This is a genomic window from Arthrobacter glycogeni, from assembly GCF_054510815.1.
Genome location: NZ_JBTNDV010000007.1, coordinates 24329 through 40652, shown reverse-complemented (window position 1 = coordinate 40652; position 16324 = coordinate 24329). Strand labels below are relative to the sequence as shown.

Genomic DNA, 16324 nt, shown 5'->3' with positions numbered 1-16324 from the left:
TCGAACCTAACAACGACTAAATCTGAAACAGAGGAAACAAATGAATAAGACTCTCGCGCCGTTAGCTATGGCTGCCCTCCTCCCCACAGGATGTGCCGCACCCGCAGCTGGCAGTTCGCCGCTGCCCGAACCTACAGAAGAGATCGCCGAGGCTTACCAGCTCGTCGAGGCAGGCGAAGCGCCTACCGAGACTGCAGCGCCGGGGCCGGTTACGACGGCAGCGCCCTGGACTTCGAATACATGGGCGCAACCGGCACAGTGACCTTCCCCGCTGAACCGGCAGAAGATGTGGAGGCCCTCCGCACCACCATCGGCGAGGGACCCACCACCTATGCCAGCGTCTCGGTCGACAACCCGGCCGGCGAAAGCCCGATCAACTCGTACCAGATTTTCGCCTACACCCAAACGGGGGAGGAGATTCCATGCCCGGATGACGTGGACGATGGCAGCGGTCGCCGTCTTTGCGGAGGTCCCGGCGGCGCAGCGCAGTGACCTCGCTGAAGCAGTCCCGATCCAGCGAAGAACCTGATCATCGTTTCGAATCGCGGGTCGATCGTCTTCGCGATGAGGTCGAGTTCGTGCTTGCTCAGGAACAAGCCTCCCGGGTCCTCAGCCCGGTCTTGGGCGCCCCCGGATGCCTTTGGCCACGTTCTCGGGCACGAGGCGGATCTCGGCCGTCTCCAGCGAGGCCGAGAGTAGGGCATGGACGTTCTTGCGGGTCTTGTCCGCTACGGCGACCACGTCGAACCAGTTGAGGACCTGAGAGCGGGTGAGGCGGTCGACGGGGATGCCGCCGAGCGATTCGTCGATGTGATTCTAGAGGATCCGCCGGTATCGGTAGCGCGAACCGGATTCGATGCCCGTGAGGCTGTCGATATGTTCGCTGACTACTACGGACAGCCTGGGGGAGGCGGACCGCATCACGGAGGCGGCTTTGGCGGCGAGCCTGAAGGACTGTCCGTTGTCGTTGAGGAATCGCAGGAGCCTGTCGGCTGACTGTGCGTCGTCGAAGGATCGAGATGTCTGCTTGCCGGTGTCCTGATCGCGCCAGACGATTTGGTGTCGGGTGATGCCGTCGGAGCGGATCTGAGTCCGTATGGATGCCATAACCCGGAAGCCTGGGTAGCGATCAACAGAAATGTAGGTTTCATCAACAGAGCCCTAGCCAGATTGCTCTGGCTAGGGCTCTCATAGTGCGCGGAGGGGGACTTGAACCCCCACCCTCGTTAAAGGACTAGCACCTCAAGCTAGCGCGTCTGCCATTCCGCCACCCGCGCAGGTGATGTTTTCCGTAGCTCTAAACCTCGGAAGCAGCGAAAAAAACTCTAACACGAGGGGGGCCCAAGAGTTTAATCCGCCCCCTCACGGGGGCTCAGACAAAGTGGTTAGGCTGGTGGAACAGACCATTTGGCTCAGGAGGCCCACACGATGACCATCAAGCCCGAAGACGAAGTTGTCCGCATCTGCCAGGAACTGATCCGCATTGACACGTCCAACTATGGAGACAATGTGGGCCCGGGCGAACGAGCGGCGGCCGAGTACACGGCCGGCCTGATGGACGAAGTGGGTCTGGGGTCGCAGATCTTCGAGTCGGAGCCGGGACGCGCCTCGGTGATCGCCAGGATGCCGGGCTCGGATCCATCGCTACCCGCCTTGGTGGTTCACGGCCATCTGGATGTCGTCCCCGCCCAGAAGGAGGACTGGACGGTCGACCCGTTCAGCGGCGAGGAAAAGGACGGCCTGATCTGGGGTCGCGGCGCAGTCGACATGAAGGACATGGACGCCATGATCCTCTCGGTCCTCCGCAGCATGCAACGCGAGAAGATCCAGCCCAAACGGGACCTGATCTTCGGTTTCTTCGCCGATGAGGAGGCCGGCGGCACGTACGGTGCGTCTTGGCTGGTCGATACCCAGCCCGGACTGTTCGAGGGGGCAACCGAGGCGATCTCCGAGGTCGGCGGCTTCTCCGCCACCATCGGGGGCCAGCGCACCTACCTATTGCAGACCGCCGAGAAGGGCATCTCCTGGCTGCGCCTAGTAGCCCACGGCCGTGCCGGGCACGGGTCGCAGATCAACACCGACAACGCCGTCACCCGCCTCGCACGCGCCGTCACCAGGGTGGGGGAGTACCGGTGGCCGATCGAGCTCACCCCCACCACCCGTCAGTTCCTCGACGGCGTGACCGAACTCACCGGCGTCGAGTTCGACGCCGACAACCCCGACACCCTCCTCGCAGAACTCGGCACGGTAGCCCGTTTTGTGGGTGCCACCCTGCAGAACACGTCCAATCCAACAGTGCTCAAGAGCGGCTACAAGCACAACGTCATCCCCGGCACCGCCGAAGCCCTGATCGATGTGCGGACTCTCCCCGGCCAGGAGGAGCAGGTCCTCGCCACCATCAGGGAGCTCGCGGGCGACGGCGTCGACGTCACCTACGACCACAAGGACGTCTCCCTTGAGGTGCCCTTCGCCGGCAATCTGGTGGATTCCATGATCGACGCCCTCCACAGCCAGGACCCCGGCGCGAAGGTGCTGCCGTACACGCTCTCGGGGGGCACCGACAACAAGTCGCTGAGCCGCCTCGGCATCACCGGGTACGGCTTCGCCCCGCTCCAGCTGCCCGACGAACTGGACTTCACCGGCATGTTCCACGGCGTCGACGAGCGGGTCCCCACCGAATCGCTCAAGTTCGGCTCACGCGTTCTCCACCGCCTGCTCACCACCTACTAGGCGACCTCACCATGGAGACCCCCGAGGGCATCCTTCCCGACAGTCTGCTCGATACGCTCCGCGAACGCGCCGCCGGGTACGACGCCAGGAACGAGTTCTTCCACGCGGATCTGGCTGATCTCCGGGCCAGGGGTTATCTGGCGCTGATGACTCCGGTGCCCGACGGCGGTCGGGGGCTGGGCATCGAGGCAACGGCAGCGTGCCAGCGGCGCCTGGCCTCGGCCGCACCCGCCACCGCGCTGGCTATCAACATGCACCTGGTGTGGACCGGTGTCGCCCTGTTGCTGCAGCGCCAGGGGGACCACTCGCTGGCGCGGGTGCTGCGGGAGGCCGCCGAGGGGGAGCTCTACGCGTTTGGGCTGTCCGAACCGGGCAACGATGCGGTCCTCTTCGATTCCCTCACCACCGCTGCGCCACAACCCGATGGCGGGTATGCCTTTACCGGCACCAAGATTTTTACCAGCCTGGCACCCGCCTGGACCCGCCTCGGCGTGTTCGGCAAAGCCACTGCAGCAGACGGCTCAAAGGAACTGGTGCATGGCTTCGTCACCCGGGGGACGGCCGGGGTGCACACAGTCGAGGACTGGGACACCCTTGGTATGCGGGCCAGCCAGTCGCACACCACCCGGCTCGACGACGTCGTGGTGCCGCCGGAGCGCATTTTCAGGCACCTGCCGGTGGGTCCCCATGTCGACCCGCTGGTCTTCGCGATCTTCGGGGTGTTCGAGACGCTGCTGTCGGCTGTGTACGCGGGGATCGGGGACAGGTCGCTGCAGCTCGCCGTCGGATCGGCGGGGGAGCGAACCACCGGTCTTGACCCGGTGAGGCTCTCACAGACACCTGAAGCCCGCTGGCAGGTCGCAGACGCCGCGATGGCCATGGACACCCTCGACGCGCAGTTGCGGTCGGTAGCCCGCGACCTCGACGATGGCGTCGACCACGGGAGCCGGTGGTTTGCCAAACTGGTCGGTCTGAAACTACGGGCCACGACGGTGGCCCGAGAGGTCAACGACGCCGCCCTGCACCTGGCGGGAGGGCGTGGCTACCATGCCGCCAGCGAGATTGGCCGGCTGCACCGGGACGTCCTGGCCGGGCAGTACCATCCGTCATCGAGCGAATCGGCGCACCGGACCGTGGCGGCGGCGTGGTTGGGTCCGCTGACTGAGGATTAGGGGGCCAGCCGGTTCAGGCAGTCCGCTCCACCCGGAGCACCTTGCGGCGCATCCAGTACCGCCGGCCGCCGCCCAGGTAGATACAGCTGCGCTCCAGTTCCCACTTGCCGTATTCGGCGTGCTCAGTCAGCGCCTGGCGCGCTGCACTGACCGGTTCCCCGGCGTTGACGGTCAGCACCAGGTACTCGTACCGGCGTTCGACGTCGCGCTTCGGCGCGGTCGTCGCGTTCAGAAATTGTTCTCGCATTTCCCTCCAATTTTGATCACTTTACCGATAACGTCTACCCATGAGTATTGATCCGCGTGTCGCGCTCCAAACCCTGGTTTCGGCGCTTGAGGAGCATCTGAACGTGGCCGCCTCCCGGCGTGGCGACGAGGACCCAGCGGTCGAGGCCGCCTACCTGGCCATCGCAGATGCCTTCGATACCTATGAGGAAGTCCTCTACGACGCCCACGGCGAAGTGACACCGCTGGTCATCTATGAAGACGGCGACGACGACGAGGACGAGTCCTAGGGCTGAGCTGACACCTCGTCAAGCACTTCGGAAATTTGGGCGGGCAACGGATCCTGTGCAGCAGACAGCACATCCTTGAGCTGGTGACTCGTCCTGGCACCGGCCATCGCCGACGCGACCGTCGGACGATGCAGGACCCAGCGCAGGGCTACCTCCAGCGGGGCGAGATCCAGGCCTTTGGCCGCGGTGATCAGGGCCTCGGTAATCCGGTGCGGGCGGCCGCTCAGGTACGGCTCGACGTATGGCGCCCACACATCGGAGGCGGCCCGGGAATCCGACGGGGTCTGCCCCCGGTACTTGCCGGTCAGGACGCCGCGGCCGAGCGGGGCCCAGGCCACCAATCCCACACCGAGGGCCACGGCAGCGGGGGTCGCCTCACGCTCAACAGTGCGGTTCAGCAACGAGTATTCGGCCTCGTGAGCAATGATGGGAAAGCCTGCCGTGGCACGCGCAAGTGCCAGTTCCCAGCCCGCATGGTTCGACACGCCCACATAGCGGGCCCGGCCGGTCCGATAGGCGATTTCCAGCGCCCCGAGGGTCTCGTCCAGGGGCACAGCGGCGTGTCGGGCCGGTGCCAGCCACAGGTCAACGTGGTCGGTGCCGAGGCGGGCGAGCGACGCATCGAGCGAGTCGAGTAAGCCCTTCCGGGACCCGTCACCACGGCGCACACCGGCGTGCTGCCGGGCTGACCCACCCTGAACGGCGAGAACCAGCTCGGAACGGGCAACGGTGTCGCCGATGAGGTCGCCCAGCATCGCCTCCGCCCGTCCGTCCGAGTAGCGCGCGGCAGTACCCACCAGGGTGCCTCCCGCCTCGGTGAACAGGCGAAGCTGTTCCCGCGCGGTTTCCTCATCCACGTCCTGACCCCAGGTCATAGTGCCCAATCCCACACGGGATACTGTCAGACCGCTGCTGCCCACGTTGTGCCACTGCATACGGTAAGCCTAAAGCCTGCGGCAGGGCCGCTGCGTCCCGGTCCCCGGCAGGTATGTGCTCTAAGGTCTTAGATGTGAATTGGATCGAAGCTGCCATCCTGGGCCTGGTGCAGGGCCTGACGGAATTCCTGCCCATCTCCTCCAGCGCGCACCTGAGGATTGTTGGCGAGTTCCTGCCCGACGCCCAGGACCCGGGCGCCGCGTTTACTGCCATCACCCAGCTCGGCACTGAAACCGCGGTGGTGGTTTATTTCTGGCGGGACATCGTCCGGATTATCCGGGCTTGGGTCAAGTCGCTGGGCGGAAAGGTACCGACCAGCGACCCGGACGTGAAGATGGGCTGGCTCGTCATCCTTGGCAGCCTCCCCATCGGTATCCTCGGCCTGCTCTTCCAGGACCAGATCGAGAGCACGTTGCGGAGCATGTGGCTGACAGCAACGATGCTGGTGGTCTTCGGCCTGATCCTCGCGGTGGCCGACGCCGTCGGCAAGCAGGACCGATCACTGGACCAGTTGACGTACCGCCACGGCATCCTTTACGGCTTCGCCCAGGCCCTGGCACTCATTCCCGGCGTCTCCCGGTCGGGCGGCACCATCACCGCCGGCCTGTTCATGGGCTACAACCGGGAGGCCGCGGCACGCTATTCCTTCCTGCTCGCCATCCCGGCGGTCTTTGCCAGTGGCTTCTTCCAACTGGTCAAAAGCTTCGACGAGCCTGGCCCCTATGGTCTGGCCGAAACGGCGCTGGCAACCGGGATTGCCTTCGTGGTGGGCTTCGTCATCATCGGCTGGTTCCTGAAGTTCGTCTCGACCCGCAGTTACGGCCTGTTCGTCTGGTACCGGATCCTGCTCGGGCTCGCCCTGTTCCTGCTGCTCGGATTCGGCGTGATCAACCCCTGATCGTCGCTGCCACCAGTGGGGCGGGACCCCCGCTGGTCTGGGCTGCCCAGTGAAGAACGTATTGTAGAAGACGTGATTGCGTGGAACTCTCGTCCTATTCCTGTCCTGCCTGGCGAAAGCGCCGACATTGGGCTGTACGACACCAAACAGCAGCAGCAGGTCGCCCTGCCAACCGACCCCCGGCACGGCCTCTACGTGTGCGGCATCACACCCTACGACGCCACCCATATGGGCCACGCCGCCACCTATGTTGCGTTCGATCTCCTGAACCGGCTCTGGCGCGACTCTGGCGCCGTCGTGAACTATGTCCAGAATGTCACCGACATCGACGACCCCCTCCTTGAACGGGCGGCCGCGACCGGGGTGGAGTGGACCGACCTCGCCACCCAGCAGACGGATTTATTCCGCGAAGACATGTACGAACTGAACGTCATCCCGCCTGACCACTACGTTGGCGCCGTCGAATCGATTGAGTGGATCGTCCCGGTGATCGAATCCCTGCTGGAGCGGGGCATCGCGTACCCGGTGCCGGTTGACGGATCGGAGCCCGGCGGCGACATCTACTTCTCGGTGGACGCCGCGTCAGCGTCCCTGTCCGGGCCCGATGCCTGGTTCCTCGGCGCCGTGTCCCACCTCGGCCAGGACGAGATGACCGGATTGTTCGCCGAACGCGGCGGCGACCCCACCCGACCCGGGAAAAAGCATCCCATGGACCCGCTGCTGTGGCGCGTGGCCCGGGCCGGTGAGCCGGACTGGGACGGGAACACTCTGGGACGGGGTCGTCCCGGCTGGCACATCGAGTGCGCCGTCATCGCCCAACGTTTCCTCGACCTGCCGTTCACCGTGCAGGCGGGCGGTTCGGATCTGGTGTTCCCGCACCACGAAATGAGTGCAGCCCACGCCGAAGCGGCCACCGGGACTCCGCTGGCACGGCATTATTCCCACGCCGGCATGGTCGGTCTGGACGGGGAAAAGATGAGCAAATCCCGCGGCAACCTGATCCTGGTGTCCACCTTGCGCCGGGACGGCGTCGATCCGGCAGCGATCCGGTTGGCCATCCTGAACCACCACTATCGCTCCGACTGGTCCTGGACCGACAAGGTGATCCCCCGGGCCCAGGACCAGCTCTCCAGCTGGCGGCTTGCCCTGGGCTCCGCCACCAAGGAGTCAGCTGCCGCGCTCACCGCTGAACTGCGGGCAGCCCTCGTCAACGATCTCGACGCTCCGGCCGCCGTGGCCGCCGTCGACCGTTGGGCGGCCGCTGCACCCACCTCCGGGGGCAGCAACGACGGCGCCGCCGACATAGTGGACGCCCTGGACGCCCTCCTCGGCATCAGGCTAACCCGGTAGTCAGTCCTGGCGTCGCGTCAGTCCTTGCGGCGCTTCTTCAGGTACCGCTCGAACTCCCTGGCAATCGATTCGCCGCTCGCTTCGGGCAGCTCGGCGGTGTCCTTGGCCTCCTCCAATTGCCGCACGTAGGCGGCCACCTCAGGATCCTCGATAGCCAGTTCGTCGACGCCGCGCTCCCACGCCTCGGACTCTTCGACCAGGATGTGGGTGTCCACCGAGAGGTGGAGCATTTCCTCAAGCCGGTTCAGCAGGGCAAGCTGCGCCTTCGGCGACGGGGACTGGCCCACATAGTGCGGTACGGCCGCCCACAGGGACAACGTCGGAATGTCGGCCAGCAGACCCACCTCGCTGAGCACCCCGACAATGCCGATCGGACCCTCGTAGGTGGACGGCTCGATGTCGAGCTTTTCCCGCACCAGCTCATCGTCGGAGGTGACGGTAACCGGGATGGGCCGGGTATGCGGCACGTCGGCAAGCAGCGCCCCGACCAGGATGATGCAGTCGACGTTGAGCTCTTTGGCCGAGGCGATCAGCTCGGCAGTGTAGGCCCGCCACTTATAGGACGGTTCAACGCCGTGCACCAGAATGATGTCCACGTTGGTGTCCGGCACCGACGCCTTGCTGATCCGCGTGGTGGGCCATTTGATCTTGCGCTGGCCCGTGGCGTCCCGCGTGACCACGGGACGGGTGAACTGGAAGTCGTAGAACTCGTCGGCGTCGATCGTCGCCACCTTTTCGGTGCCCCAGTACCTCCCCATAAACTTCAGGGCATCACTAGCCGCCTCGCCGGCGTCGTTCCAGCCTTCGAAGGCGGCCAGCATGATCGTCACCCTGCGCCCGGGCGCATCACTGTGTTCAAAAAGGCCACGGATTCCGGGCGGGACGCTCTCATCAAAGGTACTCACCACTTCACCCTAAACCTCCCCGGCAGCCGTTGGCGGCTATTGGTCACCGCTTCGCGTAGAGCCTAAGCAGCCTCGGGCGCAGCTGCCCTCCCCGTAGACTGGGCCCATGGCTATTTCCGATCCCAATACAGCTGCGCTCCGTTCCGGACAGGCACCCAATGTCGACGTCGGGGGACTGCAGGCGGTTCTCTGGGACATGGACGGCACGATTGTTGATACTGAGCCGTACTGGATCCAAGCCGAGAAAGATCTGGTGGCGCAGCACGGCGGCAGCTGGTCAACCGCCGACGCCGAAGCCCTGGTGGGCCAGGCCCTCTCCTTCTCGGCCGGTGTTCTCCAACGGGCCGGCGTCGACCTGCCCATCCGCGACATCATCGATCACCTGACCACCGAGGTACAGTCCCGGGTCGCCGAAACCGCCCCCTGGCGGCCCGGTGCCCGCGAACTGCTGGCCGACCTGAATGCACAAGGCATCCCCTGCGCGATGGTCACCATGTCCGAGCAGCCCCTCGCCGCCGAAGTGGTCAGCCAATTGCCCCAAGGCACCTTTGAGCTTGTGGTGACGGGGGACATGGTCCAGCGGGGGAAGCCCGACCCGGAGGCCTACCAGCTGGCGTTCGACGGGCTGGTAGGGGGATCCGGGAGCCTGACCAAAGACCGGGTCGTGGCGATCGAAGATTCGCTTCCCGGTGCGACGTCGGCCGAATCCGCCGGACTGGTCACCCTGGCGGTGCCCCACATGACGGCCTTGCCCACCGATCGTGGCTGGTACGAATGGTCCACCCTCGAACACCGGTCGGTGGCGGACCTGAACCGGCTCGTCCTCGACCACTGCCCGGTCCCGGCGGAGCAGGCAACCCGGTGACCACCCCCGAAACCCAGGGCCTGCGTCGGCGGGAGGGGATCTCGCTGGGACGACTCGCGGGAATCCCGATAGTCCTGGCCTGGTCCTGGTTTCTCATTGCCGCGTTCGTTGTTGTGGTGTTCGGTCCGCAGGTGGCCCGCGCTTTTCCTGGGATCGGGGCCGGCGCCTATGGGGTCGCCCTCGGCTATGCCCTTCTGCTCGCGGCATCGGTGCTGATCCACGAACTGGCTCACGCCCTGTCGGCCCGCCGGTTTGGGTGGCCGACGGCCCGCATCGTCCTGAACCTCTGGGGCGGGCACACCCAGTTCGAAAACTTCAGCGCCACCCCGGGCCGCTCCCTGGTTGTGGCGCTGGCCGGCCCCGCTGCGAACTTCCTGCTGGCCCTGGGCGGCTGGCTGGCCATCCCCCTCTTCGAACCCCAGTCGGTGGGACGTCTCCTCGCCGACATATTCGTGTGGGCAAACCTCCTGGTCGCCGTATTCAACGTGCTGCCGGGCCTACCGCTCGACGGCGGGCGGATCGTCGAATCCGCTGTGTGGAAAGCCACCGGCAACCAGGACAAAGGCACCGTCGCTGCGGGCTGGGCCGGGCGCATCATCGTGATCCTGCTCGTCGTCGCTGTGGTCGGGCTGCCCCTGCTGCTCGGCGGAAGCCCGGACCTGACCGTGGTTATTCTCGCCGCGGTGATGGGCGCGTTCCTGTGGACGGGAGCGACAGCGGCCATCCAGAGCGCCCAAATGCGCTTGAGGCTTCCGGCAGTGAGCGCCGGGCGGCTGCAACAGCCGGCGCTGAGCATCGCGGCAGGGACCACAGTGCAGGCAGTCAGAAGGCTCGCCCGGGACCACCCGGGGGCGGCAATCGTCCTGACCGGTCCGGGGGGGCTGCCCGAAGCTGTCGTGGACACCGGAGCCCTGCTCAGCGTTCCCGACGACGCCGCCGAGCAGACCCTGATCAACGCAGTCGCCCGCGCACTCTCGCCCGGCGCCTACGTCCTGGAATCCGCCGAAGGCCAGGAACTGGTCCAGTTCCTGGCGAAACTGCCCGGCAGCGAATACGCGGTGATCGACCGGCTCGGCCGCGTTACCGGGCTGCTGCACCAGTCGACAGTCATCTCAGCCATCACCGGAAAACCCACCCCCGGCACCACCCCGTAGACCCCACCAACCCATCCTGTAGACCCCGCCTCCTCACCCGCTGCGCCCCCCACTAGCTAAGGACTTCCCTGATGAACACCCCCGGAACCACCCCCGCGGCACACCCTCCCCACGGTGCCGCCGTCCGCCGGGGTCCGTTCCGTGCCGGTGAACGCGTGCAACTGACAGACGAGAAGGGGCGCATGAACACCATCACGCTCACCCCCGGCGGGGCCTTCCATACGCACAAAGGATTTTTGTTGCACGACGGGTTGATCGGGTCCCTGGAAGGCTCTGTCCTCACCAATACCAGTGGCCAGCTGTATCAGGCGCTGCGCCCGCTGCTGTCCGATTTCGTGCTGTCCATGCCCCGCGGCGCGGCAGTGGTCTATCCCAAAGACGCCGGGCAGATCATCACCATGGCCGACATCTACCCCGGCGCCCGGGTCGTGGAAGCGGGCGTGGGCTCCGGCGCCCTGTCGATCTCCCTGCTGCGGGCCGTGGGGGATGCAGGCTACCTGCACTCGTTCGAGCGCCGCGCCGAATTCGCCGACATTGCCCAGGGAAACGTCGAAACCATTTTTGGTGGAGCCCATCCGGCATGGAGGATCACCCTGGGAGACTTCCAGGAACAGGTAGTCCAGCAGGAAGAGCCGGGCAGCGTTGACCGGGTGGTCCTGGACATGTTGGCGCCCTGGGAATGCCTCGATGCCGTCGCGACGGTGCTCGCACCGGGCGGCGTCTGGATCAACTATGTGGCCACGGTCACCCAACTGTCCCGGACCGCTGAAGCCATCCGCGCTGATGGCCGGTTCACCGAACCGGATGCCTGGGAGTCGATGGTGCGCGGCTGGCATCTCGAAGGCCTCGCCGTGCGCCCGGATCACCGCATGGTGGCCCACACCGGCTTCCTCCTCATCACTCGACGGTTGGCGCATGGCGTCACGGGACTGTCGCCGAAGCGGCGCCCGTCCAAGACGGATTTCAGCGAAGAGGACCTCAACGCGTGGACCCCCCAGGCGGTGGGCGAGCGTGAAGTATCGGATAAGCGACTGCGCCGGGTGGCACGCGATGCCAGCTCCACCATCCAGCGGGGTGCCCTCCCCGCCGAGGAGGCGCAGGCCCGCCGCGCGCAGGCCCGCCGCGCCCAGATCGCTACCCGGCACGACGACGAGCGCTGAGCCGGGGCGGGTCCGGGGCGGGTTCACCTCCGGTGGCTGGGGTGACTTTCAGGAATTACGCGGCCTACTGCGCTATGGTCGAATGAGAGCAACAATCGAGCACTGAAGGTGGGCGATACGCATGGCTGACTTCGAGAACGTAGACCCTCCAGAATTGTCCGCGGCCGTCCCGCACGAGGCCGCACCTGGCGCGGGCCAGCTGGCCGCAACGCAACGCCAGCTGAATATCCTGCGGGACCGAATGCGCACCATTGACCGGCAGCTGTCCTCGGCCGCGCAGAACAACACCAAACTGGTCGCCGCGCTCGAAACCGCGCGAACCGAGATCGTCCGTCTCAAGGGCGCCCTGGAAAACGAGGGCGCCACCCCCTTCAGCTTCGGCACCATCATCGCCATCAACGTGCAGGGCCCCGCGGGCCGGGGCCCGACAGCGTCGGGCGCTGGCCAGGACAGCGCCGACATCCTGCAATCCGGCAGGAAACTGCGGGTGGCGATCAGCCCCCTGGTCAACGTTGAAGAGTTGATGCCCGGGCAGGAGGTCCTCCTTAACGAGTCGCTGACCATTGTGGCGGGGCTGGCCTTCGAGCGTGCCGGGGAACTGGTGACCGTCAAGGAGCTGCTCGGCACCGACCGTGCCCTGGTGATCGGGCGGGCCGACGAGGAGCGCGTGGTCCGGCTCAACGGACCCCTCCAGTCGGAGCGGATCAGGGTCGGCGATGCGCTGTCGGTTGACAACCGGTCCGGCTACGCACTGGAAAAGATCCCCCGCAGCGAAGTGGAGAATCTGGTGCTTGAAGAAGTACCGGACATCGCCTATGAGGACATCGGCGGCCTCGGTCCGCAGATCGAGCAGATCCGCGACGCCGTCGAGCTGCCCTTCCTCCACCCCGACCTATACCGGGAGCACGGGCTCAAAGCACCCAAAGGCATTCTCCTGTACGGTCCACCGGGCTGCGGCAAGACCCTGATCGCCAAGGCAGTAGCCAACTCGCTTGCCGCCCGCGCCATCGAACGCACCGGGTCCACCGGAACCCGCAGCTACTTCCTGAACATCAAGGGACCCGAACTGCTGGATAAATACGTCGGCGAGACCGAACGCCACATCCGGCTGATTTTCGCCCGGGCCCGCGAAAAAGCCTCGGACGGCAGCCCCGTGGTGGTCTTCTTCGACGAGATGGATTCTTTGTTCAGGACCCGCGGTACCGGGGTTTCCTCCGACGTCGAGACCACGATTGTGCCGCAGCTCCTCAGCGAGATCGATGGCGTCGAGAAGCTTGAAAACGTGATTGTGATCGGCGCCTCCAACCGGGAAGACATGATTGATCCCGCCATCCTCCGGCCGGGCCGCCTGGACGTCAAGATCAAGATCAACCGGCCCGACGCTGAGGGCGCCGCCGAGATCTTCGCCAAGTACATCACCGAGAACCTGCCCCTCCATGACGACGATCTGGGGGAGCACAACGGCAACCGGTCGGCCACCGTGCAGGGGATCATCCGGCGCACCGTGGAGAAAATGTATTCAACCGAAAAGTCCAACGAGTATCTCGAGGTAACCTACGCCAACGGCGACACGGAGATGCTTTACTTCAAGGATTTCAACTCCGGCGCCGTGATCCAGAACGTGGTGGACCGGGCCAAAAAGTACGCGATCAAGGACCTGCTGCTGGATGGGCAGAAGGGCCTGAGGATAGAGCATTTCCTCCGCGCCGTCGTCGACGAGTTCCGCGAGCACGAGGACCTGCCCAACACCACCAACCCCGATGATTGGGCCCGCATCTCCGGCAAGAAGGGTGAGCGGATTACCTACATCCGGACCATCGTGCAAGGCAAGGCCGGCCAGGAACCCGGGAAGACCATCGAAACCACTGCGAATACCGGACAGTATCTGTGACACCAGTTGGACCATTCACCGATCCATCAGTCCTCGACCCTGAACGGTTTTCCGCCCACCGCGTGATGGGCACGGAAACCGAGTACGGCATCATCGCACCGTCGATCCCCGACGCCAACGCCACAGTCCTGTCCTCCCAGGTCGTCAACGCCTACGCCGCGACGCTGCGGGAGGGGCTGGGGAATCTCGCTGGCACCCGCTGGGACTACACGGATGAGGCACCGCTGGCCGATGCACGCGGCTGGCACCAGGCCCGGTACGCCGCCGATCCGTCCCAGCTGACCGACGCCCCGCCGGTGCTCTCCGCCGAGCAGATCGCCCTGGTGGATGCCTCCCTGGACGACGCCGGCCCCCTGAATCAGGCGGTGCTGATGAACCTGGTCCTGAATAACGGGGCCCGGCTGTACGTCGACCATGCCCACCCGGAATACTCGTCCCCCGAAGTGACCAACCCGCTCGACGCCGTGCTGTGGGACCGTGCCGGGGACGCCGTCGCGCTGGCGGCCATGCGCAGGATCTCGGCAACCCCCGGCTTCGCCCCGGTCCACCTCTACAAAAACAACACCGACAACAAGAGCGTCTCGTACGGTTCGCACGAGAACTATCTGGTGCCACGGAGTGTTCCCTTCAACCAGCTGGCGTCGGTGCTGATACCGTTCTTCGTGTCCCGTCAGACGATCTGCGGGTCGGGCCGGGTGGGCATCGGCGCCGTCAACCAGGCGCCGGGTTTTCAGCTCAGCCAGCGCGCCGACTTCTTCGAGAACGAGATCGGCCTCGAAACGACCGTCCGCCGACCGATCATCAACACCCGTGACGAGCCGCACGCCGTCGCCGAAAAGTACCGGCGGCTCCACGTCATCATCGGTGACGCCAACCTGAGCGAAATTTCCAACTACCTGAAATTGGGCACCACGTCGCTGGTGCTCTCCCTGATCGATCGGGGCAGCGCACCGGTCCCGGCGATCCAGGATCCGGTCGGTGAACTGCAGGCCGTCAGCCATGATCCGAGCCTGAAGCACCGCATCAGGCTGGTGGACGGGCGGCTGCTGACGGCGCTCGACCTGCAGGAACTTTACCTTGAGGCGTGCCTGGGCGAAGCCGACCGCCAGGGTGGGGTCGACGGGCAGAGCGCCGACTTGTTGCACCGGTGGGGGACACTGATCGACACCCTACGCCGGGACCCGTTCGACGCCGCACACCAGCTTGACTGGGTGGCCAAGCTGAAGGTACTCGAGGCCTATCGGAGCCGTGATGGACTATCCTGGGAGGACCCTCGCCTGGCCCTGGTGGACCTGCAGTACTCCGACCTGCGCCCCGAGAAAAGCATCTACTACCGGCTGTCGGCCCGCGGCCAGATGGACCGGCTCGTCACCGACGAGCAGGTGAAGGCTGCCGTATCCCGCCCGCCCGAGGACACCCGCGCCTACTTCCGCGGCCGCTGCATCAGCAGTTTCCCGCGAGAGGTGGTCGGCGCCAGTTGGGACTCGATCATCTTCGAACTGCCCTCCCAGCGGCGGCTGCAGCGGATCCAGACCCGCGAACCGCTCCGCGGAACCGCCGCCCTCACCAGGGAATTGTTCGCAGCGTCGGGCGACGCCGAAGAATTTGTTGCCCGGCTTTTGAGCAGGCCACAATCCAACATGGCACCATAGAGATCACTAGGTTTAGCGCATCACATCCTCAGCAATGAAAGGTGTCCGCCATGGCAACACAGGACCGCAAAAACACCGGGTCTCGCCCCGAGGAACAGGACGAGCAGCAGGACACGCCGGTCCCGGATACCGGGGGGACCCCCGACGGCGGAGCGCCCACCGCGCAGACCCAGGGGGTCGACGACCTGCTCGACGAAATCGATGGGGTCCTTGAGTCCAACGCCGAAGAGTTCGTCAGAGGGTTTGTCCAGAAGGGCGGCCAGTAACCTCGATGAAGGTGGAAGACGCTACCGCGTCGATCGGCCGCGCCGCCTCAACGTCGTTCAGCGGGTACCTCGGGGCAAACCACCCCGATCTGCTCCCCTCCAGCCGCTCGGCTGGCGGGTTGACGCCAGCCAGCGCCGCCACTGTGGTGCCCCACGCCACCACCATCGTGTCGATGACCTACGCCGGCGGTGTGTTGATGGCCGGCGACCGGCGGGCCACGATGGGCAACATCATCGCCAGCCGCCACATCGAGAAGGTGTTCCCCGCCGACATGTTCTCGGTCCTCGGCATAGCCGGCAGTGCCGGGATAGCGCTCGACATCATGCGGCTGTTCCAGGTGGAGCTTGAGCATTACGAAAAAATCGAAGGCACCCTGATGAGCCTCGACGGCAAAGCCAACCGGCTGGCAGCGATGATCCGCTCCAACCTGCCGCTGGCCCTCCAGGGGCTGGCCGTCGTCCCCCTGTTCGCCGGGTTCGACACCGTCCGGCGGGTCGGCCGGCTGTTCTCCTACGACGTGACCGGCGGACGCTACGAGGAGCAGGAACACCACAGTATCGGCTCCGGTGCCGCCTTCGCCCGGGGTGCCCTGAAGAAGCTGTGGAAACCGAACCTCGACGAGGACCGGGCGGTGCGGGTCGCCGTCGAATCCCTGTACGACGCCGCGGATGACGATTCAGCGACGGGTGGCCCCGACGTCGTCCGACAGCTCTGGCCGGTGGTCTACACCGCCAATAGCGCCGGAGCCCGCCGCATCCCCGAGCGGGAGCTGGCGCTGGCGGCCGCGCAGATCATCGATTCGCGCTCGGTGGCAGGCCGGGAGGCATGA

At 65.7% G+C, this 16324-nt stretch carries 17 protein-coding genes and 1 tRNA gene; 13 read left to right on the top strand and 5 right to left on the bottom strand.

Annotated features, from left to right (window positions below; all coding sequences use genetic code 11):
• Window positions 1–90: 90 nt before the first annotated feature.
• A complete protein-coding gene (locus ACX80G_RS09035; protein WP_459307309.1) occupies window positions 91–492 on the top strand; it encodes a hypothetical protein in 402 nt (133 codons plus the stop codon).
• 324 nt (window positions 493–816) lie between these two features.
• Here ACX80G_RS09035 and ACX80G_RS09030 read toward each other — a convergent pair whose 3' ends face one another.
• Together ACX80G_RS09030 and ACX80G_RS09025 are read right to left on the bottom strand one after the other, a co-directional pair.
• Complete coding sequence (locus ACX80G_RS09030; protein ID WP_459307308.1) at window positions 817–1107, bottom strand: hypothetical protein; 291 nt, start codon at window positions 1105–1107, stop codon at window positions 817–819.
• An 87-nt stretch (window positions 1108–1194) separates the two neighbouring features.
• Window positions 1195–1277 (bottom strand) — tRNA-Leu (locus ACX80G_RS09025).
• 151 nt (window positions 1278–1428) lie between these two features.
• Here ACX80G_RS09025 and ACX80G_RS09020 point away from each other — a divergent pair.
• Window positions 1429–2730 carry a M20/M25/M40 family metallo-hydrolase gene (locus tag ACX80G_RS09020; RefSeq protein ID WP_459307307.1) on the top strand — a complete coding sequence of 434 codons (1302 nt, stop codon included), beginning with the start codon at window positions 1429–1431 and terminating at the stop codon, window positions 2728–2730.
• 11 nt (window positions 2731–2741) lie between these two features.
• Complete coding sequence (locus tag ACX80G_RS09015) at window positions 2742–3902, top strand: acyl-CoA dehydrogenase family protein (RefSeq protein WP_459307306.1); 1161 nt, start codon at window positions 2742–2744, stop codon at window positions 3900–3902.
• 13 nt (window positions 3903–3915) lie between these two features.
• Here the strand turns inward: ACX80G_RS09015 and ACX80G_RS09010 are convergent, their stop codons facing one another.
• Entirely contained in the window at window positions 3916–4149 is a 234-nt protein-coding gene (locus ACX80G_RS09010) for a DUF5703 family protein (RefSeq protein ID WP_459307305.1), read from the bottom strand.
• A 40-nt stretch (window positions 4150–4189) separates the two neighbouring features.
• Between ACX80G_RS09010 and ACX80G_RS09005 the strand changes: the two genes are divergently transcribed.
• Window positions 4190–4417: a hypothetical protein gene (locus ACX80G_RS09005; protein WP_459307304.1), complete on the top strand. Its 228-nt coding sequence runs from the start codon at window positions 4190–4192 to the stop codon at window positions 4415–4417.
• Here the strand turns inward: ACX80G_RS09005 and ACX80G_RS09000 are convergent.
• Window positions 4414–5352, bottom strand: coding sequence for an aldo/keto reductase (locus tag ACX80G_RS09000; protein WP_459307303.1), 939 nt, complete (start codon window positions 5350–5352; stop codon window positions 4414–4416). The two genes, ACX80G_RS09005 and ACX80G_RS09000, sit on opposite strands and share 4 nt — an antisense overlap.
• Before the next feature lie 74 nt (window positions 5353–5426).
• Between ACX80G_RS09000 and ACX80G_RS08995 the strand changes: the two genes are divergently transcribed.
• The gene (locus tag ACX80G_RS08995) at window positions 5427–6251 is read left to right on the top strand and encodes an undecaprenyl-diphosphate phosphatase (protein WP_459307302.1); all 825 of its coding nucleotides are present in this window, start codon (window positions 5427–5429) and stop codon (window positions 6249–6251) included.
• A gap of 72 nt (window positions 6252–6323) precedes the next feature.
• Window positions 6324–7601 (top strand): cysteine--1-D-myo-inosityl 2-amino-2-deoxy-alpha-D-glucopyranoside ligase, encoded by a 1278-nt coding sequence (gene mshC, locus ACX80G_RS08990; RefSeq protein ID WP_459307301.1) that lies wholly within the window; start codon window positions 6324–6326, stop codon window positions 7599–7601.
• Window positions 7602–7618: 17 nt separating this feature from the next.
• Here mshC and ACX80G_RS08985 read toward each other — a convergent pair whose 3' ends face one another.
• Window positions 7619–8506, bottom strand: a complete 888-nt coding sequence (locus tag ACX80G_RS08985; protein ID WP_459307300.1) for a PAC2 family protein — start codon at window positions 8504–8506, stop codon at window positions 7619–7621.
• A gap of 106 nt (window positions 8507–8612) precedes the next feature.
• On the opposite strand from ACX80G_RS08985, the gene ACX80G_RS08980 reads away from it, so the two are divergent.
• The 7 genes from ACX80G_RS08980 to prcB all read left to right on the top strand — a co-directional run bounded on the left by ACX80G_RS08980 (window position 8613) and on the right by prcB (window position 16324).
• A complete protein-coding gene (locus tag ACX80G_RS08980; RefSeq protein ID WP_459307299.1) occupies window positions 8613–9371 on the top strand; it encodes an HAD family hydrolase in 759 nt (252 codons plus the stop codon).
• Window positions 9368–10525: a site-2 protease family protein gene (locus ACX80G_RS08975; RefSeq protein ID WP_459307298.1), complete on the top strand. Its 1158-nt coding sequence runs from the start codon at window positions 9368–9370 to the stop codon at window positions 10523–10525. The genes ACX80G_RS08980 and ACX80G_RS08975 overlap by 4 nt, the downstream gene beginning before the upstream one ends.
• 71 nt (window positions 10526–10596) lie before the next feature.
• Window positions 10597–11685 (top strand): tRNA (adenine-N1)-methyltransferase, encoded by a 1089-nt coding sequence (locus ACX80G_RS08970; protein WP_459307297.1) that lies wholly within the window; start codon window positions 10597–10599, stop codon window positions 11683–11685.
• 121 nt (window positions 11686–11806) lie between these two features.
• The gene (gene arc, locus ACX80G_RS08965; RefSeq protein ID WP_459307296.1) at window positions 11807–13576 is read left to right on the top strand and encodes a proteasome ATPase; all 1770 of its coding nucleotides are present in this window, start codon (window positions 11807–11809) and stop codon (window positions 13574–13576) included.
• Window positions 13577–13641: 65 nt separating this feature from the next.
• Complete coding sequence (gene dop / locus ACX80G_RS08960) at window positions 13642–15228, top strand: depupylase/deamidase Dop (protein ID WP_459307437.1); 1587 nt, start codon at window positions 13642–13644, stop codon at window positions 15226–15228.
• 50 nt (window positions 15229–15278) lie between these two features.
• A complete protein-coding gene (locus ACX80G_RS08955) occupies window positions 15279–15494 on the top strand; it encodes a ubiquitin-like protein Pup (RefSeq protein WP_459307295.1) in 216 nt (71 codons plus the stop codon).
• 5 nt (window positions 15495–15499) lie between these two features.
• Entirely contained in the window at window positions 15500–16324 is an 825-nt protein-coding gene (gene prcB, locus ACX80G_RS08950) for a proteasome subunit beta (protein WP_459307294.1), read from the top strand.